Source organism: Tenacibaculum finnmarkense genomovar ulcerans, from assembly GCF_900239495.1.
Lineage (GTDB): Bacteria > Bacteroidota > Bacteroidia > Flavobacteriales > Flavobacteriaceae > Polaribacter > Polaribacter ulcerans.
Window position 1 is genome coordinate 196358 of sequence record NZ_OENE01000048.1, and the last position, 21373, is coordinate 217730.

Annotated in this window: 21 protein-coding genes; 9 read left to right on the top strand and 12 right to left on the bottom strand. The window is 30.2% G+C overall.

The features are described 5' to 3' along the window. Positions 1-9: 9 nt before the first annotated feature. From DPIF8902391_RS11265 to hisG, 10 genes are all read right to left on the bottom strand, one after another. Positions 10-927, bottom strand: a complete 918-nt coding sequence (locus DPIF8902391_RS11265; protein ID WP_172505877.1) for an EamA family transporter — start codon at positions 925-927, stop codon at positions 10-12. Between the two features lie 239 nt (positions 928-1166). After that, the gene (locus DPIF8902391_RS11270; RefSeq protein WP_172505878.1) at positions 1167-2318 is read right to left on the bottom strand and encodes a class I SAM-dependent methyltransferase; all 1152 of its coding nucleotides are present in this window, start codon (positions 2316-2318) and stop codon (positions 1167-1169) included. A 23-nt stretch (positions 2319-2341) separates the two neighbouring features. Then, positions 2342-2932, bottom strand: a complete 591-nt coding sequence (gene hisIE / locus DPIF8902391_RS11275) for a bifunctional phosphoribosyl-AMP cyclohydrolase/phosphoribosyl-ATP diphosphatase HisIE (protein WP_244951354.1) — start codon at positions 2930-2932, stop codon at positions 2342-2344. A 2-nt stretch (positions 2933-2934) separates the two neighbouring features. Further along, positions 2935-3687 carry an imidazole glycerol phosphate synthase subunit HisF gene (gene hisF / locus DPIF8902391_RS11280; protein WP_172505880.1) on the bottom strand — a complete coding sequence of 251 codons (753 nt, stop codon included), beginning with the start codon at positions 3685-3687 and terminating at the stop codon, positions 2935-2937. Further along, positions 3681-4394 carry a 1-(5-phosphoribosyl)-5-[(5-phosphoribosylamino)methylideneamino]imidazole-4-carboxamide isomerase gene (gene hisA / locus DPIF8902391_RS11285; protein WP_172505881.1) on the bottom strand — a complete coding sequence of 238 codons (714 nt, stop codon included), beginning with the start codon at positions 4392-4394 and terminating at the stop codon, positions 3681-3683. The genes hisF and hisA overlap by 7 nt, the downstream gene beginning before the upstream one ends. A 10-nt stretch (positions 4395-4404) precedes the next feature. Next, positions 4405-4986 carry an imidazole glycerol phosphate synthase subunit HisH gene (hisH, locus tag DPIF8902391_RS11290; protein ID WP_172505882.1) on the bottom strand — a complete coding sequence of 194 codons (582 nt, stop codon included), beginning with the start codon at positions 4984-4986 and terminating at the stop codon, positions 4405-4407. Between the two features lie 12 nt (positions 4987-4998). After that, positions 4999-6132 carry a bifunctional histidinol-phosphatase/imidazoleglycerol-phosphate dehydratase HisB gene (gene hisB / locus DPIF8902391_RS11295; RefSeq protein WP_172505883.1) on the bottom strand — a complete coding sequence of 378 codons (1134 nt, stop codon included), beginning with the start codon at positions 6130-6132 and terminating at the stop codon, positions 4999-5001. Positions 6133-6169: 37 nt separating this feature from the next. Further along, positions 6170-7204 carry a histidinol-phosphate transaminase gene (hisC, locus tag DPIF8902391_RS11300; protein WP_172505884.1) on the bottom strand — a complete coding sequence of 345 codons (1035 nt, stop codon included), beginning with the start codon at positions 7202-7204 and terminating at the stop codon, positions 6170-6172. 14 nt (positions 7205-7218) lie between these two features. Further along, entirely contained in the window at positions 7219-8508 is a 1290-nt protein-coding gene (gene hisD, locus DPIF8902391_RS11305; RefSeq protein WP_172505885.1) for a histidinol dehydrogenase, read from the bottom strand. Between the two features lie 36 nt (positions 8509-8544). After that, a complete protein-coding gene (gene hisG, locus DPIF8902391_RS11310; protein WP_172505886.1) occupies positions 8545-9402 on the bottom strand; it encodes an ATP phosphoribosyltransferase in 858 nt (285 codons plus the stop codon). Between the two features lie 287 nt (positions 9403-9689). Here hisG and DPIF8902391_RS11315 point away from each other — a divergent pair, with 287 nt between their 5' ends. Then, positions 9690-10928, top strand: a complete 1239-nt coding sequence (locus DPIF8902391_RS11315; RefSeq protein ID WP_172505887.1) for an AbiH family protein — start codon at positions 9690-9692, stop codon at positions 10926-10928. Positions 10929-10975: 47 nt separating this feature from the next. Here DPIF8902391_RS11315 and typA read toward each other — a convergent pair whose 3' ends face one another. Both typA and DPIF8902391_RS11325 read right to left on the bottom strand, forming a co-directional pair. Then, on the bottom strand, positions 10976-12748 hold the full coding sequence (gene typA / locus DPIF8902391_RS11320; protein ID WP_058885249.1) for a translational GTPase TypA: 1773 nt from the start codon (positions 12746-12748) through the stop codon (positions 10976-10978). A 148-nt stretch (positions 12749-12896) separates the two neighbouring features. After that, the gene (locus tag DPIF8902391_RS11325; RefSeq protein ID WP_058885250.1) at positions 12897-14060 is read right to left on the bottom strand and encodes a proline dehydrogenase family protein; all 1164 of its coding nucleotides are present in this window, start codon (positions 14058-14060) and stop codon (positions 12897-12899) included. Between the two features lie 103 nt (positions 14061-14163). On the opposite strand from DPIF8902391_RS11325, the gene aroB reads away from it, so the two are divergent. The 8 genes from aroB to DPIF8902391_RS11365 all read left to right on the top strand — a co-directional run bounded on the left by aroB (position 14164) and on the right by DPIF8902391_RS11365 (position 21279). Beyond that, positions 14164-15222, top strand: a complete 1059-nt coding sequence (gene aroB, locus DPIF8902391_RS11330) for a 3-dehydroquinate synthase (protein WP_058885251.1) — start codon at positions 14164-14166, stop codon at positions 15220-15222. Between the two features lie 430 nt (positions 15223-15652). After that, complete coding sequence (gene hutI, locus DPIF8902391_RS11335) at positions 15653-16903, top strand: imidazolonepropionase (protein WP_172505888.1); 1251 nt, start codon at positions 15653-15655, stop codon at positions 16901-16903. Positions 16904-16970: 67 nt separating this feature from the next. After that, positions 16971-17879, top strand: coding sequence for a hypothetical protein (locus tag DPIF8902391_RS11340; protein ID WP_172505889.1), 909 nt, complete (start codon positions 16971-16973; stop codon positions 17877-17879). 80 nt (positions 17880-17959) lie between these two features. Further along, positions 17960-18472, top strand: coding sequence for a M23 family metallopeptidase (locus DPIF8902391_RS11345; protein ID WP_172505890.1), 513 nt, complete (start codon positions 17960-17962; stop codon positions 18470-18472). A 161-nt stretch (positions 18473-18633) separates the two neighbouring features. After that, positions 18634-18975, top strand: coding sequence for a type II toxin-antitoxin system RelE/ParE family toxin (locus DPIF8902391_RS11350; RefSeq protein ID WP_172505891.1), 342 nt, complete (start codon positions 18634-18636; stop codon positions 18973-18975). Further along, positions 18972-19259 carry a helix-turn-helix domain-containing protein gene (locus tag DPIF8902391_RS11355; protein WP_172505892.1) on the top strand — a complete coding sequence of 96 codons (288 nt, stop codon included), beginning with the start codon at positions 18972-18974 and terminating at the stop codon, positions 19257-19259. The genes DPIF8902391_RS11350 and DPIF8902391_RS11355 overlap by 4 nt, the downstream gene beginning before the upstream one ends. A gap of 158 nt (positions 19260-19417) precedes the next feature. Beyond that, on the top strand, positions 19418-20416 hold the full coding sequence (locus tag DPIF8902391_RS11360) for a formimidoylglutamase (RefSeq protein ID WP_172505893.1): 999 nt from the start codon (positions 19418-19420) through the stop codon (positions 20414-20416). Positions 20417-20502: 86 nt separating this feature from the next. Beyond that, positions 20503-21279: a copper resistance protein NlpE gene (locus DPIF8902391_RS11365; RefSeq protein ID WP_172505894.1), complete on the top strand. Its 777-nt coding sequence runs from the start codon at positions 20503-20505 to the stop codon at positions 21277-21279. Positions 21280-21373 lie beyond the last annotated feature (94 nt).

The following is a 21373-nucleotide window of genomic DNA, read 5'->3' on the forward strand; positions in this document are numbered from 1 at the left end:
AAACAACACTTAAAAACTTCCTTTTTTAGGCAATACTTTTACTACTTTTTTTCTTGAATTTATAAAATAAACACCCAATAATAAAACCGCAGACGCTACGATTGATTGGCTTGTTAGTTGTTCATTTAACAAGCTCCACCCTAAAAATAAGGCGATTATCGGGTTTACATACGCCGATGTTGCTACTTTTTCGGGAGAAACTGATTTTAATAAATAATTGAATGCCGTAAAAGCCACAATTCCGCCAAAAATGATTAGAAAAAACATAGCTCCTTGGGTTTTTGACGACCAATTTAATGGCGAAATCCAAGTTTCTTTAAAAACTAAACTTGCTATTGCCAACATAAAACCTGCTAATAACATCTGATAACCCGTGCTTACTAAATGATTTTTTGGTAAATCGGCTTTTGACACAAATACGCTTCCGTAACTCCAACTTAGTACGCAGGTTAAAATCATAAAAATCCCTAAAACACTGCCTTCCGAAGTAGTTATTTCTTGCTGACTGACCAATAAATACATTCCTATTAAACCTAGTAAAACACCTATTATCGATTTTTTTTGCAATCTTTTTCCATCGATTAAACGCAATAAAAATAGCACAAATAACGGCTGTGTCGAGGCTAATAAAGCTGCAAAACCGCTATCGACATATTTTAATGCCCACACAAAAACACCATTTCCATACACCAAAAATAAAAACCCTGCAATTCCTGAATTTACAAGCTGATTTCTACTAATTTTTAAGGGTAATTTCATGATTTTAGCCAACATCATAATTAAAACGCCTGCAATTGAAAAACGTATCGACGCTAAAAATAATGGTGGTATTTCGGTAACGGCAATTTTGTTAAATAAATAGGTAGAACCCCAAATTATATATATTGAAAAAAATGCGGCTATAATTAAGAGTTTTGAATTTTTCATGCTGGGGTTTTAAAACGTAAATGTACTACAATATTTTTTGATTTTTTAGGAGCTATTTCCCGCTTTCCGCACTCGCTCTTTTTATTTTTTTAAAAGAAAAAAACAAAAAGGAGCTCAAACAAAGCGTCAATCGGGGCTAAGAATTTGTGCTAATTTTAAAAATACAGCCTTATTTAAAACCTAAAAAAACCACCAATAATGGTGGTTTTTCATCTATAAAACATCAAAAATAAATACGATTAAACAAGTGTTTCTAAATAATGACTTTCAATAGCATAGGCATCTTTTAAACCTGCTATTTTAGCATCAATTTTAGAAATATCGTTCTTTTTTATCGATTTGCTTGCCACTAACATTACGTTTTTACGCGTATGTTCGTTGCTTATAAATTCGAATACTTTGGTATTATAATTACTTTTTTCTAAAATTAACGCACGAATGGTATCGGTAACCATTTCAAACTGACGTTCTTTAAAAATTCCGTATTTTAATAACGGGCTTTCTTGCTCTTTTCCTTTTACTTGCTGACGGATTTGTTTATGACAACAAGGTGCACAAATAATCAGTTCTGCTTTTGCCGATAATCCTTTATAAATAGCATCGTCAGTAGCGGTATCGCAGGCATGCAAAGCGATTAAAATATCAATTTTATTGTTGTCGTATTCTTGAATTGGCTGTGCTACAAACGATAATTTTGTAAAGGCTGATTTTTCGGCAACATCATTACAATAATCGACCAATTCTTTACGCAATTCAATACCTGTAACAGTTGCGCTGTACTTTTTTTGATTTACCAAATAATCGTACAAAGCAAAGGTTAAATAGCCTTTACCCGATCCCATATCAACAATATTAATATGTTTTGGTAATCGTGTAGATTTTAATAAGCCTTCAATAATTTCTAAATATTTATTGATTTGACGGTATTTATCAGCCATTTTATGAATTACCTTTCCTTGTTTATCTGTAATTCCTAAATGATGCAAATAACTCCCTGCTTCGGCTAAGCGTTCTTTTGGTTTATCGTGGGTTTCAGGTAATTTATTTTTGAAACTCGCCATATTTTCTCGGTAAGAAACTAATTTTCTTTTAGAGATAAATATCAATAAATCTTTGGTTAAGGTAAACAAAGTTGCCGCTCTAAAGTTATCCATCAATAGAATTTCTATTTCGGTAATAGCTTCAGAAATTGTATAATTTTGAACCTTATCATTGGTATTATAATGATAGGTAAATTGGAACATTTCTGCGCCTTTTATCTTTACCAATCGAACATATACGTTTGGTAATCCATCACTTTTTTTGATAGGTTTGCTTAAAGTTAATTTTACAAAATTATTATTTAAAACGCTTTCGTTTAAAGTATCTCTTAGTTGTTGAAATTCATTCATTTTGCAAAAATACTATAAATCATTTAATTCCTTTCTTTTAAAACTGCTTCAATTTCACTTAACGTAAAACCTTTTGCTTTTAAAAGAATTACAATATGATAAAATAAGTCGGCAGCTTCATTTTTAAATAAATTGGCATCATTATCTTTTGCTTCAATAACAAGCTCTACAGCTTCTTCACCAACTTTTTGAGCCACTTTATTAATCCCTCTTTTATACAATTTATTGGTGTAAGATGTTGGATGATCTGTATCAATTCTATCAGAAACAATACGCTCTAATTCATATAAAAAACCTTTTGGAGTTTCATCTGCAAAGCAAGAAGTCGTTCCTTTATGACAAGTTGGTCCTGCTGGTATTGCTTTTATTAAAATAGTGTCGTTATCGCAATCGATTTGAATATCTTTTACGGATAAAAAATTACCAGACTCCTCTCCTTTTGTCCACAACCTGTTTTTGCTCCTGCTAAAAAAAGTAACTTTATTTGTGTCTTTTGTTTTTAAGAACGCTTCTTCGTTCATATACCCTAACATTAACACTTGTAATGTGGTATCATTCTGAATTATTACAGGCACTAATCCGTCTGATTTTGTAAAATCTATATTCAATTCTATATTCATCTTACTGCTATATTTTGTTCTTTTAAATATTTTTTTAATTTTGGAATCGGTATTTCTGCGAAGTGAAAAATACTTGCGGCCAGTCCTGCACTTGCTTGAGTTTTTGTAAATACATCTTTAAAATGTACTTCTTTCCCTGCGCCTCCTGAAGCAATTACAGGAATATTTACTGCTTTACTAACCGAATTTGTAATATCTAAGGCGAAACCTGCCTTAGTTCCATCACTATTCATTGAAGTTAATAAAATTTCGCCTGCGCCTAATTTTTCAACTTCTTTAACCCACGATACGGTTTCTAATTCGGTTTCATGAGTACCTCCTTTAGTAAATACTTTCCATGTATCATTTACATGTTTAGTATCAATAGCAACTACTACAAACTGACTACCGAATCTGTTTTTTAAATCAGTAATTAACTGCGGATTTTTTACTGCCGATGAGTTAATACTCACCTTATCAGCTCCTGCTTGAATTAATTTCGATGCATCTTCAACAGTACTAATTCCTCCTCCAACTGTAAATGGTATGTTTATTTCTTGTGCTATTTGCTCAACTAAATCAACTAATGTTTTTCGATTTTCTAAAGTAGCTGTAATATCTAAAAATACTAACTCATCAGCGCCATCTTTTACATATTGTTTTGCTAATTCAATCGGATCTCCAGCATCTTTAATATCAACAAAATTAACACCTTTTACAGTTCTTCCGTTTTTAATATCTAAACAAGGTATTATTCTTTTTTTTAACATAACTTTTGTAATTCTTTTAAAGTTACATACCCCTCATAAATTGCTTTTCCTAAAATAGTACCTTCGCAACCTATTTCTTTTAACTGAATTAAATCATCAATACTAGCAACACCTCCACTAGCAATTAAATTTACATCACTTTTACTTAAAATTTCTTTATACAAATCAACTGATGCTCCTTGTAACATTCCATCTTTAGCAACATCTGTACAAATAGTATTTTTTACACCTATTTCTTCGTATTGTTTGATAAAATCAACAACATCAACTTCTGATGTTTCTAACCATCCGTGAGTTGCTATTTTTCTGTTGATACAATCGGCACCTAAAATAATTTTATCACCTCCATACTTATTTATCCATCCTGTAAAAACATCAGGATTTTTAACTGCAATACTACCTCCAGTTATTTGATTTGCTCCGTTATCAAAAGCAATACGTAAATCTTCATCAGATTTTAAACCTCCACCAAAATCTATTTTTAAATTTGTTTTGGCTGCTATTTGTTCTAAAATCTTATAATTTACAATATGTTGTGATTTTGCTCCGTCTAAATCAACTAAATGTAAATATTCTATTCCGTTGTCTTCAAACTCCTTTGCTACTTCAATAGGGTTTTCGTTATATACTTTTTTGGTTGCGTAATCACCTTTAGTTAAGCGTACACATTTTCCTTCAATAATATCTATAGCTGGTATAATTCTCATCTTTACTATTTTATAATTCTAAAAAATTTTTCAATAATTTTTCACCCACACTTGCTGATTTTTCTGGGTGAAATTGCATTGCATAAAAATTATCTTTTTGCATTATTGAACTAAAAGGCTGTATATAATTACAGGTTGCTATAGTGTTTTCACAAACTTCTGCATAAAAACCGTGTACGTAATAAACATCATCAGTAATAGTTAAGTTTTCTATTATTTTTGATGATTTTATTTCTGAAAAACTATTCCATCCCATATGCGGAACTTTTTTTAAAGGAGGAAATTGTTTTGTTACCGTATTAAAAATTCCTAAACAAGTGGTATTTCCTTCTTCTGATGAAGCTCCCATTAACTGTAACCCTAAACAAATACCTAATACAGGTTGTTTTAACGATACTAAAAGCTCGTCTAATTTACGCTCTTTTAAATATGCCATTGCTGAACTAGCTTCACCAACACCAGGAAAAATTACTTTATCAGCCTTTAAAATTTCCGAAGGATTATCGGTTATAATGCTATCATACCCTAAACGAGTAATCGCATTTTGAACCGATCGTATATTACCGGCGTTATATTTTATTATTGCAATCATATTAATTATGAATTATAGCATTCCTTTTGTTGATGGTAAAATCATTTTACTACTGTCTCTTTTTACAGCTACTTTTATTGCTTTGGCAAATGTTTTAAAAATGGCTTCTATTTTATGATGTTCATTATCACCTTCGGCCTTTATATTTAAATTACATTTTGCACCGTCAGTAAACGATTTAAAAAAGTGAAAAAACATTTCTGTTGGCATTTTACCAATCATTTCTCTTTTAAAATCAGCTTCCCAAACTAACCAATTTCTACCACCAAAATCAATAGCTACTTGTGCTAAACAATCATCCATTGGTAAACAAAATCCGTAACGTTCTATTCCTAATTTGTTACCTAAAGCAGTATTAAAAACTTCCCCTAACGCAATTGCAGTATCTTCAATAGTATGGTGTTCATCAACTTCTAAATCTCCTTTAACTTGAATATCTAAATCCATTTGCCCATGACGTGCAATTTGATCTAACATATGATCGAAAAAATCAATTCCTGTACTAATGTTACTTTTACCTGTTCCATCAAGATTTAATTTAATATCAATCTTAGTTTCATTGGTATTTCTAACAATTTCAGAAGTTCTTTCTTCTAATTTTAAAAACTCATAAATAGCATTCCAATCGCTACTTTCTAGAGCGATAAAATCATCTAATTCACTTCTTTTAACGGTAATTTCATCAGTACCTAAAAAAGTTTCATCATTGATATAAATCCCTTTTGCTCCTAAATTTTTAGCTAATTCAACATCTGTTAAACGATCTCCAATAACAAATGAGTTTGACAAGTCATATTCTTCAGAAAAAAACTTAGTTAACAAACCTGTGTTTGGTTTTCTTGTTGGCTGATTGTCTTTTGCAAAAGTGATATCAATAATTTCTTCTGAAAAAACAATTCCTTCTTCTTTTAAAGTTCTCATAACAAAGTTATGTACTGGCCAAAAAGTATTTTCTGGATATACTTCTGTTCCTAATCCATCTTGATTTGTAACTAAAACTAATTCGAAATCTAATTCTTTGGCTATTTTACTTAATCCTTGAAATACCTTCGGATAAAATTCTAATTTCTCGAATGAATCTGTTTGCTGGTCTGCTGGTTCTTTAATTAAAGTTCCGTCTCTATCTATAAATAATACTTTTTTCATGTTTTTTCTTCTATTCTGATAAGAAACCTTACAGGTTTTAAAAACCTGTGAGGTTTGCTAATGTTTTTATTAGTTTTCGATTTTCTTCGGATTTTCCTACGGTAATTCGCAAACAATTATCAATTAATGTTGTTCTATTTCTGATAATTATTTTTTCAGAAACTAATTTATTATAAATTAAATCTGCATTTGTTACTTCGATTAAAATAAAATTAGCTTCAGTTGGATATATTTTTTTTACAAAATCAATCTTTTTCAATTCATTTATCAACGTTTCTTTTTCGTTGATAATATTATTTTTATTGATTTCAAACTGAGCTAAATTATCTAAAGATGCTATTACAGCTTCTTGATTTAAAGCACTCACATTATACGGTGGTTTTACTTTATTATACAAATCGATAACCTGCCGATTTGCGTATGCTGCACCTACTCTTACTCCTGCCAATCCCCAAGCTTTACTGAAAGTTTGACTGACAATTAAATTTGGATATTTCTCTAATTTAGTACTATAAGAAGCTCTTGAGCTAAAATCAATATAAGCTTCATCAATTAGTACTACTCCATTAAAATTTTCTAATATATATTCAATCGTTTCATCATCAAAACAGTTACCTGTTGGATTATTTGGCGAACAAATAAATATAATTTTCACATCCTCCATATCTAAATATGGTTCTAATTGGTTCAAACTTATTTGAAAATCATTTACCAAAAGTTGTTTAATCAACTCAACATCATTAATACCTGCAGAAACATCGTACATTCCATACGTAGGCGAAAATGTTAAGGCTTTATCTTTTGATGGTTCACAGAAAATCCTGAAGGCTAAATCAATTACTTCATCACTACCATTTCCTATAAAAATTTGATTTTCAGCAACTTTTTTAATCTCTGATAATCGTTTTTTAATTTTTGTTTGCTTTGGGTCTGGATATCTATTTAAATCGCCAAAAGGATTTTCATTTGCATCTAAATACACTTCTGCAATTCCTTTAAATTCATCTCTTGCTGATGAGTATGCTTTTAATTTCTTTATATTTTGGCGAACTATTTTATCTAAATTAAACATCTTATTTTCTTATTTTAATTTCTCTCAATATCTTTTAATCGTAAAGTAACAGCATTTTTGTGTGCTTGTAAACCTTCGGCTTCTGCCATTAATTCTATTGCTTTTCCGATAGTAGCTATTCCTTGTTTTGTTACTTGTTGAAACGTAATTTTTTTGATAAAACTATCTAAAGAAACACCGCTATAATTTTTTGCATATCCGTTTGTTGGTAACGTATGATTTGTTCCACTAGCATAATCTCCTGCACTTTCACAGCTATAATTTCCTAAAAAAACCGAACCTGCATTGCTAATTTTATCAATATATGTTGATGCATTTTCAGAAGCTATAATTAAATGTTCAGGCGCATATTCATTACTAAAAGAAATCATTTCATCGGAAGAATTTAAAATGATGACAAAGCTATTTTCGAGTGCTTTTTCGGCAATTTCTCTTCGAGATAATTCTTTTAATTGTGTGTTTACTTCAATAAGTATATTTTGAGCAATTTCTGTTGAAGTTGTTAGTAAAACCGTTTGACTATCCGCTCCGTGTTCGGCTTGCGATAATAAATCAGAAGCCACAAATTTAGCGTTTGAAGTTTGGTCTGCAATTACTAAAACTTCACTTGGTCCTGCGGGCATATCAATGGCAATTCCTTGTTGTTGCACTAATTCTTTCGCCTTGGTTACATACTGATTTCCCGGCCCTAAAATTTTATACACACTAGGAATTGTTTCTGTACCATACGCCATTGCTCCGATTGCCTGAGCCCCGCCAACTTTAAAAATTTTGGTAACGCCAACTAATTGAGCCGTATATAAAATTGCAGGATGCACTTTTCCTTCTTTATTTGGAGGCGTACACAATACGATTTCTTTACAACCTGCTATTTTTGCAGGAATGGCGAGCATCAAAATTGTTGAAAATAACGGCGCAGAACCTCCAGGAATATACAAACCAACTTTTTCAATAGCCACACTTTTACGCCAACAAGTAACACCTTTGGTGGTTATTACTTTCTTTTCTTCTTCTTTTTGAGAAGTATGAAAAATTTCAATATTACTTTTTGCTAATTGAATTGCTTCTTTTAACGCTGAACTGACTAATTTATCAGCTTCTTCAATTTCTTGTTGATTTATTTCAAAAGATGTTAAAGAAACTTTATCAAATAATTTTGCATATTTTGTTAAGGCTTTATTTTGATTGATTTTGACATCATTTAAAACAGTTTGAACCGTTTCTTGTAAATTATTTTGATTTAAAATCGCTCTTTTACACAACGATGCCCAATCTTTTTTTGCTGGATATTTTATAATTTTCATGTTATCTCTTCTTGAATTTTTATTAAACACCCCTTTTTAAACAACCATTTTTTCAATCGGGCATACTAAAATACCTTCTGCTCCATTCTTTTTAAGTTCGTCTATAACCTCCCAAAATTCATTTTTATCTAAAACTGAATGTACCGAACTCCAGCCTTTTTCTGATAAAGGCAATACCGTTGGGCTTCTCATTCCTGGTAAAATATTGATGATTTTTTCTAGTTTATCATTAGGAGCGTTTAATAAAATATATTTTGAGCGTCTTGCTTTTAAAACCGATTGAATTCTGAATTGTAACTTGTCTAAAATTTCTTTTTGGGATGCTTCTAATTTTGGAGAAACCGCTAAAACAGCTTCCGATTTTAAGATAACTTCTACTTCTTTTAAGTTATTTTTAAATAAAGTAGATCCGCTTGATACAATATCACAAATACCGTCTGCCAAGCCGATATTTGGAGCAATTTCAACAGAACCGTTAATAATATGTAATTGAGAAGTAATATTTTTTGAAGCTAAAAAACGTTGAACAGTTTTTGGATATGAAGTAGCAATTCTCTTATCTTGAAAATAAGACAATCCTGTATATTCCTCTGATTTTGGAATTGCCAACGACACTTTACATTTAGAAAATCCTAATTTTTCAATAAACTCAATATCGCCTCCTTTTTCGATTAATAAATTTTCACCGATAATAGCAATATCAATAACGCCATCTTTTAAATACTGTGGAATATCGCCATTTCGAAGATAAAAAACTTCTAAAGGAAAGTTACTTGCAGAAGCTTTTAGCTGATCTTTTCCATTATCGATAGAAATACCACAACTTTTTAAAAGACTTAATGAATCTTCGTTTAATCTTCCTGATTTCTGAATTGCAATTTTTAATTTACTCATTTTGTTGATTAATTAGTTTGAGTAAATGTATAAGGTGTAGTAAACTTCTATTTTTAGAAATGAAAAAACCCGTTTGATTTACTCAAACGGGTTTAAAATATGTGTTGTTTTTAGTCAATACATCTTCAGTTCGCTTGAGTGCAAATATGATGATGATGATGTAATTGATTAAAATTCATGTTCTTATTTTGATACTACAAATATTTGTCTTTTTTTTTTATCTCACAAGGAAAAATTAAAATTAAACAAAATGTTGGTAATTGTTAATTATATTTACTTAAAAAATTATGAAAGAAAAGAGTAGAAATTTAATTGTAATTATCGGTAATGGCTTTGATTTAGCCCACGGATTAAAAACAAGTTATAATGATTTTGCAAATTATTATTTAGAAGAAGTTATTCTTAATGAAATTACAAAAAACATAGATAAATCTACCATTATTAACAATAATTTTAAGAAAAAAATAAAAGAGGTTACCTTTTTAAAAGAAAATCCAAGTATGGAGAGTTTTCAAAAAAAGCTATCAATAAATTTAATAAAAGATAAAAAAGACACTGAATTACAGATTTTTATTAAAATATTAATAACTAAAAAAAACCAAGAAATTAAAAAAAGTATTAATGATAAATTATATTTATTACAAAATATATTAACAAATTCCTTTTTAGCGAAACTATATTCAAATTCCTTTGAAAACTGGTTCGATATTGAACAAGCATATTACGATGAGCTTTTAAATATATTCCATGATAAATACAATGATGAAGATCAGCCTCTTTTTGTAGAAAGAATTGATGCTTTAAATCTTGATTTCCAAGAAATAAAAGAAGCTTTAAAAAAATATTTAAAAGATAAAATAAAACCAACACGTAATACTTCTGTAAGTAATTCTTTTGAAAATCATTTTATAGACAGAAAAAATGTCTCTTTCATTAATTTTAATTATACAAATACAATAGAAAACTATACAAACTCTTCTTTAGGCAGAAATAACATACACATTCACAATAGTTTATCCGAAGATATTATTTTTGGTTACGGAGATGATACAGACGAAATGTATCAACAAATGAAAGCTAGTAAAAATAATAATTTTCTAAAATATTTTAAAACTTTTGATTATTTAAAAAGCAAAAATTACAGAAAAGTACTTAATCAATTAGCTACTTTTAAAGATGGATATGATGTTTTAGTAATCGGTCATTCATTAGGAGGAACAGATAAAACTATTTTAAAAACCATTTTAGATACTGATTCTTGTGAAAATATTGAATTATTAAAACGTTCCGACTTAGAAACTGAACAATTAAAAGAAGATAATTTATTTGAATTATACGCAAATCTTGCTAGAATATTTGATTCAGAAGCTTCTTTAAGAGAAAAAGTGATTCCTTTTGAATGGTCTATTAATTTTCCTGTAATGGCTAATTATGATTATACTAAAATTCAAAAAAGAGAAAAAGAGTTATTTATAATAAAAAGTAATCACATTACTCTTAAAACACGAAAACGAAAAACCACCTAAAAATAGGTGGTTTTTTATATAAAAATTTTAAAATATAATTTTTAAAATTATGCTTTAAAGTTAATTTTACGCATACGTAAACTTAATGGAGTAACTTCTAAGTACTCATCAGCTTTAATGTATTCCATGTTTTCCTCTAAAGAAAAATCAATTTTCGGAGCAATTTTCATAGCATCATCTGTACCAGATTTACGCATGTTTGTTAATTGCTTTCCTTTAATTAAGTTTACAGCCATCTCATCAGATTTACTGTTTTCACCAATTACCTGTCCAACATAAATTTCTTGATTTACATCAATAAAAAACTTACCTCTATCTTGTAAACGGTTTAACGCATAAGCAGTAGCTTTACCAGTTGCAGCAGAAACGATAGCTCCTTTTACTTCTTCAGTAAAGTCTCCTTTATAAGGACCATATTCACTAAATCTGTGGTTGATAATTGCTGCACCTCCAGTTGCTGTTAAAATCTTGTTTCTTAAACCAATTAATCCACGAGAAGGGATAGAAAATTCTAAATGTTGTAAATCTCCTTTTGGCTCCATAACTAACATATCTCCTTTTCTTAAAGATACTAAGTTAATCGCTTTTGAAGCAACATCTTCTGGTACATCGATAGACAATGTTTCCATTGGCTCATGTTTCTTACCATCAATCATTTTGATAATTACTTGTGGTCTTCCCACTTGTAATTCATATCCTTCACGACGCATTGTTTCTATTAATACAGATAAATGTAATACTCCACGTCCAAAAACGTTAAATTTATCTTCAGAATCAGTAGTTTCAACTTTTAAAGCTAAATTCTTTTCTAATTCTTTAAACAGTCTGTCACGAATATGACGAGAAGTTACAAATTTACCTTCTTTTCCGAAGAAAGGAGAGTTATTAATTGTAAACAACATACTCATAGTAGGTTGGTCAATTTCTGTTCTTGGTAATGCTTCTGGGTTTTCTAAATCAGCAATCGTATCACCAATTTCGAATCCATCAATACCTGTAATTGCACAAATATCTCCACAAGGAACTTTATCTACCTGAACTTTACCCATTCCTTCGAATACGTGTAATTCTTTAATTCTTACTTTTTTAGTAGTACCGTCAGCTTTACATAACATGTAATCTTTACCAGCTTCTAAATCTCCACGGAAAATACGTCCAATAGCAATTCTTCCTGTAAAAGAAGAAAAATCTAAAGAAGTAATTTGCATTTGTGGTGTTCCTTCGTTATACTTAGTTGCAGGAATAGATTCTAATACAGCATCTAATAAAGGTACGATGTTATCAGTTTCATTTTTCCAGTCAGTACTCATCCAGTTGTTCTTTGCAGAACCGTAAATAGTAGTAAAATCTAATTGCTCTTCAGTAGCTTCTAAAGCAAACATTAAGTCAAAAACTTTTTCGTGTACGATGTCAGGAGTACAGTTTTCTTTATCTACTTTGTTAACTACAACAATAGGAGTTAATCCTAATTCTAAGGCCTTACCTAATACAAAACGAGTTTGTGGCATTGGTCCTTCAAATGCATCAACTAATAATAAAACACCATCAGCCATTTTTAATACACGCTCTACTTCACCTCCGAAATCGGCGTGACCAGGGGTATCAATTACGTTGATTTTTGTGTTCTTATAGTTTACTGATACGTTTTTAGAAAGAATTGTAATCCCTCTTTCACGTTCTAAATCGTTATTATCTAACAATAAATCAGTACGTTCTTTACGATCGTCTAATATTTTTGCTTGATCTATAATTTTATCTACCAAAGTGGTCTTACCGTGGTCAACGTGGGCTATAATAGCAATATTTCTAATTGGTTGCATTCTTGGTCGTTTTTTAAAGTTGCAAAACTAGTGTTTTATATATAAATATACTGTAAATAGTCGATGAATTATTATTCTTTGTCTAAATATTGCTCATATTCTCTAAAAGCACTAGGTAATATATTTGGAATTAATTCTATTAATAACTTTACAACTTACGTCGTTTTCGCTCTATTTTTATCAAATTAAGCTCTCTTGATGTTTGCCCTGCTACCGAAGTATTTTCTTCGGCTCTACGGATTAAATAAGGCATCACGTCACGTACCGGGCCAAAAGGAACATACTTTGCTACATTATAACCTTCTTTAGATAAGTTAAAACTAATATGATCGCTCATACCGTATAACTGCCCAAACCACATGCGATTATCCGTTGCTTTTATACTGTATTCTTTTGCCAAATTCATCAATAAATAAGAACTCTCTTCATTATGAGTTCCTGCAAAAATAGCCATATTTTTGTGCTCCATCATAAAACGAACTGCTTCGTTATAGTTGTCATCAGTAGCTTGTTTGTCTTTACATATTGGCGATTTATAGCCTTTTTCTTCCGCTCTTTCACGTTCTTTTTCCATGTAAGCACCACGTACTATTTTCAAACCAATATGGTATCCTTTTTGGTGGGCTCTTTGATGTAAACCACGTAAATAATCCATACGATCATGGCGATACATTTGTAGCGTATTAAAAACAATTGCTTTGTCTTTATTATACGTTTCCATTAATTCTTCAATTAAATCATCGGCGGCATCTTGCATCCAACTTTCTTCTGCGTCAATTAATAAAGGAACGTCTTTTTTTACTGCAGCTTTACAAACTGTATGAAAACGAGCAACAACGGTTTCCCATTCTGCTTTTTCTGGAGTAGTATGTGCTTGGTTTTCTGTTAACTTTTGATATAAAGCAAAACGTCCAAACCCTGTTGGTTTAAAAACAGCGTACGGAATTGATTTTTTTTCTTCAGCAAAATCAATCGTTTTTAAGGTCATTTTTAAAGCGTTGTCAAACTGCGCTTCATCTTCTTTCCCTTCAACAGAGTAGTCTAAAATACTGTGCACATTTCCTTTTTGGTGCATTTTTTCTATGTTAGGCAAGCAATCATCTTCTGTTACGCCACCACAAAAGTGGTCAAAAACAGTTGAACGAATTAAACCCTCAACAGGTAAGTGCGCCTTTAAGGCAAAATTAGTGACAGCGGTACCAATACGAACCATTGGCTGATTTTGTATCATTTTAAATAAAAAATATGCGCGTTCTAACTCTGAGTCAGACTTTAATTTAAAAGCAGTTTCGGTGTTGTTAAAAAGTGTCATTGTAGGAAGTCCTATTATTTTGATTTCAAACACAAATATAAATCTACTGTATGATATATTTTAATTTTTTCTATTTATTTTTGCTTTAAATTTTCAAACAAAAATGACTTCTATTCAAGCAGTAACCTACCCTATTGATTTTAACGAAAAAGGATACACATCCTTAGCCAATTTAATTCGTAATAAGCAGTATTCTACTATTTTTATAGTAGTAGATGATAACACGATTACACATTGTTATCCTCGTTTTATCGAATTATTAGAAACCGATAAAAAAATTGAAGTCATTCAAATTGATGCTGGTGAAATTCATAAAAACCTAGAAACCTGTGCAGGTGTTTGGAGCGCTATGACCGAATTAGGTGCCGACAGAAAAAGTGTTTTAATTACTTTGGGTGGTGGCGTTATTACCGATTTAGGCGGTTTTGTAGCCTCAACATTTAAACGAGGAATTGATTTTGTAAACATTCCAACCACTTTATTAAGTATGGTAGATGCTTCGGTTGGCGGAAAAACGGGTGTTGATTTAGGTGTTTTAAAAAATCAGATTGGTTTGTTTGCCAATCCTCAAATGGTGGTTTTAGATCCTGAATATTTACAAACCCTTTCGCCTAGAGAAATTAGGTCAGGAACTGCCGAAATTATTAAATACGGAATGACGCATGATGTTCATTTATACAATGAAATTAAAAGCAATCCAAAATTAAATATTGTTGATTTAATTCATCGTTCTATTGAAATTAAAAACGAAGTTGTTCTAGAAGATCCAAAAGAACACGGCGTTCGTAAAGCCTTAAATTGGGGGCATACAATTGGACATGGAATAGAATCTTATTTTTTAGAAAGCGCACATAAAGATACGTTAACACATGGCGAAGCAATTGCTATCGGTATGGTTTGCGAAGCTTATCTTTCTGCTAAAGTTTTAGGTTTTCCTTCGGATAAAGTAGCGGATGTTAAAAAAACAATTCTTGCTATTTACGGTAAAACAGCTATTTTAGAAGCCGATTTTGCGCCTGTTTTAGAATTGATGAAACACGACAAGAAAAATATTGGCGGAGAAATTAACTTCGTCCTTTTAAACGATTTTGGGGATTTTAAAATTAATTGCACCGTTACAAATCAATTAATTATCGAAAGTTTACAGTATTATAATTTATAGAGCCTGTTTAAATTTCATCTAAAAAAGTTTTGTAACAGAAAAATAAGAAATCGAATCCGTCAAACTGAATTTAGTTCAGTTTCACATCCTGATTAGCCACGGTTTTTAGCTTTTTTTTGATAATTCTTGTCAATTCGAGTGATTTTAATGACTAAAAGGAGTTAAAATTGTATCGAGAATTTGAATTCTTTTATGTTGATGAATTTTATGCTAAAAAGTTCTCGATACAATTTTTTTGAAGGAAAAAAATCACTCGAACTGACAGTTTATTTAATTTTTAAACAGACTCATAATAAACCCCTAATTATTCTCATTATATTTAGGTATATATGCAACAAGGGTTTTTAAGCCTCTTGTTTTTTATTTATTTTATAGTAAATTTTAAAAATGAGCGCATTTTACGGCTCATTTATCAAAAAAAAACAATTACATGACCACATTATTCATAAATATTAAAGAATTAATTCAAGTTAGAGATGCTGCTGTTAAAAAAGTTTCAGGAGCAGCAATGGCTATTTTACCAACAATTAAAAATGCCTTTTTATTAATTAAAGATGATAAAATAATTGATTTTGGCGAAATGAAAAAGTTAAAATCAGCCGATTTAAAAGGGATTAATTTTGATGAAAAAATTGATTGTACAGGTAAAATGATACTGCCAACTTGGTGCGATTCACACACACATATTGTCTATGCAGGAAATCGAGAACAAGAATTTGTAGATAGAATTAACGGCTTAACTTATGAAGAAATTGCGAATAATGGCGGTGGAATTTTAAATTCTGCTAAAAAATTACAACAAACTTCTGAAGAGGATTTATACGCTCAATCGGCAGTTCGTTTAGAGGAGGTTATGAAGCTTGGTACGGGTGCTGTTGAAATTAAATCGGGCTATGGTTTAACCGTTGATGCCGAATTAAAAATGTTGCGTGTTATTAAAAAACTAAAAGAAAATTACAATCTTCCTATAAAAGCTACTTTTTTGGGTGCACATGCTTTTCCTAAGGAATATAAAGATAATAAAGACGGTTATATCGACTTAATTGTCAATGAAATGTTACCTAAAATATCCGAAGAAAATTTAGCTAATTTTATTGATGCTTTCTGTGAAACTGGCTATTTTTCAGTAGAAGATACCGACCGAATTTTAGAAGCGGGTAAAAAACACGGTTTAAGAGCTAAAGTACACGTAAATCAATTTACAACTATTGGCGGTGTTCAAGTAAGTGTAAAACACGATGCCTTATCGGTAGATCATTTAGAAATTATGAATTCAGATGATATTAATGCTTTGAAAAATACCAATACCATGCCTGTTGCCCTGCCTTCTTGCTCGTATTTTTTAAGTATTCCTTATACGCCTGCTCGTAAAATTATTGAAGCTGGATTGCCTTTAGCCTTAGCAACCGATTTTAACCCTGGTTCTACGCCTTCGGGAAACATGAACTTTGTGGTTGCAACTGCTTGTATTAAAATGAAAATGACTCCTGAAGAAGCGATTAATGCAGCAACTATTAACGGTGCTTACGCTATGGATTTATCCGAAGAAGTTGGAAGTATTACCATTGGGAAAAAGGCTAATTTTATCATTACAAAAGAAATTTTAAGTTATGGTGCAATTCCTTATAATTTTGGTTCTGTATTAATTGATAGCGTTTTTATTAATGGGAAAATGATTTAGATTGTTTTGTTTGCTTATAGTTTATGGGATAATTAATAGTACATATATTTAAGCCGTTGTGCCTAATTTGGAAAAAATCATATACATATTAACAATTTTATTTTTATTTAGTTGTAGAACTTACACTAAAGAAGAGCTAACTATTAATTCTGAATCTTATGAATTAATAGTTCCAAGAAATCATAAAGAATTATTAATTCTATTTCCAGGTTTTGGAGGAAATAATCAAACAGTTAAAAGCGAATCGAATTTAATTAAAAGTGTTTTAGATAAAAACATTTCCGTCTTAATTATTAACATAAATAGAAATTTATTCCTGAATAAATTAGAAAAAGAAAAAACCACAAAACTTGTTTGGAAAATAATAAGCGAAAATAACATCAACGGAAACGACATTTATATTGGTGGATTTTCTGCGGGTGGAAATCTTGCCTTACAATTAGGGAAACACCTGACTTTTTATAAAAATGGGGAATTTAGTCCAAAAGGAATTTTTGTTGTGGATTCTCCTGTAGATTTAATACAATTATATAAAAACTGTGAACAGAAAGTTGAGCAAAATAATTCTATTCTTGTAAATGAATCTACTTTCCTTTTAAATTATTTAAATCAAAAAATAGGAAAACCCAACGAAAATTTAGAGGAATATAAAATATTTTCACCATATTTAGATACTTTAAAATATATTGAAAATGTAAAATTTAAAGAAACCGAATTGGTATTTTATACAGAACCAGCCTTCGAATTTAATAGAACTGTTTATAACAGAGGTTTTGAGCAAACAAATAGTTTTCAATTAAAAAATTTACATAACGAATTAAAAAAAAATGGATTTAAAACATCATATATAGCATCTAAAAATAGAGGTTACCGAAAAAACGGAAAAAGAAATCCACATTCTTGGTCAATAATAAATGAAAGAGAAATTTTAGAATGGATAAAGAAAAAAACCATGCCCAATACTACATGCAATTAGCAAGTTATTAGTAAATTTAGTGTTTTAAAAACATAAAAAACTATATATAAAATATTGGTTATCATTAAAATTGAAGGAAATTGAAAAAAAGGAAAAAAGTTTTATTGGGGGTTCTTACAGTTTCAATTATCGGGTTTTTAATTCCTCAAAATTTGAATATGCCTGTAAAAGGTGCAACGAAATATGACTACAATTCCAAATCATTTTGGTTTTATCCTTGGGGAAAATCAGTTACTCACAAAGGGGTGGATATTTTTGCTAAAAAAGGAACTAAAATTAATTCAGCTACTTCTGGATTGGTATTATATACTGGCGAAATAAATGTTGGAGGAAAAGTAATTGTTGTTCTTGGCCCTAAATGGAGAATTCATTATTATGCACATCTGGATGAATTAAGAACACCCTGTTTTTCTTTTGTAAATAAAAATTCAACAATCGGAACAGTTGGAACAAGTGGAAATGCAGCTGGAAAATCGCCACACTTGCACTACTCTATTTTGACAATAATTCCATACGTTTGGAGAATTGATTCAGAAAAACAAGGTTGGAAAAAAATATTTTATTTAAATCCAATTGAATATTTTAAACAATAATGAAAAATTAAAAAACTCATCTAAAAAAATCTAAAATTCAATACTTAAAACACGCCACAAACCAAACACAAATCGTTTGGAAAACATTAAAAACCCATCCTTAAGTTTACAATTAACGAAACTTTTTATATATTTGTATCATATTTGATTTTATAACCATAATGATAAAACGATTTGAAACAAAGTTACTTGAAGAAGCTTTTGAGTTTATAGAGAAACAAAACCTAAAAGCAAGAAAGAAAATATTCCATAATATAAGAAGAGCCGAACAACAATCTGATCCAAAGTTTTTCAAAAAATTGACTGACGAAATTTGGGAATTTAGAACACTGTATTCTGGAATACAATATCGACTTTTAGCTTTTTGGGACAAAGAAAATAAAACCGAAACTTTAGTTTTTGCAACTCACGGAATTATCAAGAAAACTAGCAAAGTGGATATGAAAGAAATCGACAAAGCAGACAATATTAGAAAAACATATTTTAAAAATAAAAAGAAATGAAAAGTTACACTTTAAACCAAGCAGAAGACCTTTTAATTGGAAAAAAAGGAACAGAAGAAAGAGATGAATATGAATTTGAATTAAAACTCGAATTGATTGGCGACATGATAAAAACCGCTCGAAAAAAACGAAAACTAACTCAAGAACAATTAGGAAAATTAGTTGGTGTTAAAAAAGCTCAAATATCTAGACTTGAAAATAGCACTGGAAATGTGACTTTTGAAACTGTTATGCGAATTTTTAACGCTTTAGGAGCAAAACTGAATTTAAATCTTCAAATGTAAAAATAACGAAATGACAATACCGTCTAAAATCCATTACTAATCCTCGTATATTTACAAAAATATACGAGGATTTTTTATGTCATTTATTGACTAAATTCAGTACTTAAAATCAGATTCCTTCACTTCTAACAACATTCCTAGAAAAAAAACTTAAAATAATGCTTAAAATATTCAATCAAAATGATACTGATACTTTTGTAAATCCACGAGAAGGTGAAACAAAAATTGGGCAATGTGTACAAACTATTTCTTCTTTAGATGAACTTGAAAATTGTTCCGCTAATTTTGTAATTATTGGCGTTCCTGAAGATATTGGCGTGAAAATGAATTACGGAAACGGCGGCGCTCATACCGCTTTTATTCCTGCTTTAAAATCGTTTTTAAACATCCAAGAAAATCAATTTATCAGCGGAAAAGATATTCTTGTTTTAGGTTATTTAGATTTTTTAAACGACGTTTCAACTTTTAATGCTTCTGATAGAGAAAAAGGTAATTTACTAGTTAAAGCGATTGATAAAGAAGTATCTGAACTTGTTAAAAAAATCGTTAAAGCTAATAAAATTCCAATTATAATTGGTGGCGGACATAACAATTCTTACGGGAATTTAAAAGGATTATCCGAAGCTAAAAAACAGCCGATTAATGTGATCAATTTAGATGCACATACCGACTTGCGAAAATTAGAAGAACGCCATAGCGGTAACGGGTTTTCTTATGCAATTGAACATAAATATTTAGAGAATTACTTTATGTTTGGCTTGCATGAAAATTACACCCCACAATATATTTTTGACTACATTCATAGCAATGTTAATATTGACTATAATACCTACGAGGAATTAGAAGTTTATAAGTCGATTCCTTTTGAAAATGAGCTATTACGTGCTGAAAATTTTATTCAAAATAAACCTTTTGGTATTGAAATAGATTTAGATTGTATTCAAAGTTTTCCTAGTAGCGCTATGACTCCTAGTGGTTTTTCACCTCAGCAAACACGTAAATTTGTATATTATTTTGCTAAAAATACCAATGCTAGTTATATACATATTTGCGAAGGAGCGCCTACGGTTATGCAAGATCCTTCGGCGGTCAATCAGGTTGGTAAATTTATTAGTTATTTAATTACTGATTTTATAAAAGCGCAAAAACAGGATTAAAGACTGATTTTAAAAGTAATTTACGGCACGATAATTGCCTTCGAAAAACAACAACCTTAGTAAAAAATTTTAACCGCATATTAATTATGAAAAAAATACACATTTTAGCTTTATCAATTGCAATTGCTTTATTTGGATGCAAAAACAACGAGCATAAAAATAATCCTGAAAACATCATAAAAGAAGATGTAAAAGAAGATGTAAAAATTGTTGATAATCATACCGCTGAAATTTCTTTAGATTGGAATGGTACATATCGTAGTTTTTTACCCTGTGCTAGTTGCCCTGGAATTTTGACTACGGTAAAACTAAACAACGATAAAACATTTGAAAAATCAGATTTATATTTAGGAACTGAAAATGGTTATTTTGATAGCAAAGGAACTTTTTCATTTACCAAAGATGGTAGTAAAGTAATTTTAAAATCAGAAAAAGCTTCTGAAAACCAAACAACACTATATGCCGTTAAAGAAAATAAATTGACTTTATTAGATAAAGACGGGCAAGAAACAGCTTCTGAATTTGCTGAAATGTACACGTTAAAAAAAGCGTCAAATAACCCTATTGATTTTTCAAATAAAGTAACCAAAGGTTTGCTTACCTTTGGACATGAAGTTTCCTCTTTTAGACCTTGTGACGCTGAAAATTCTTATTGGATTACGGATCCAAGTAATAAATTAAGAGCGCTTTATTATAAGGAAATAGGAAACCAAAAAACTCCTTATACACCTGTAATGGCTGAACTTACTGTAAAAAACATTGGAAAAGCTACAGAGGGTTTTGCTGAACAATATGAAAGTGTTTTAGAAACAGTAGCAATTAAATCGGTAGCTGCTATGACACCTGAAAATTACTGTAAATAAAAAATACAGCCATTAATTACAACGCTTAAAACATGAAGCTCAAAATATAATATTCTTATATTTTGAGCTTTTTACTTTAGATATTTTCTCACTC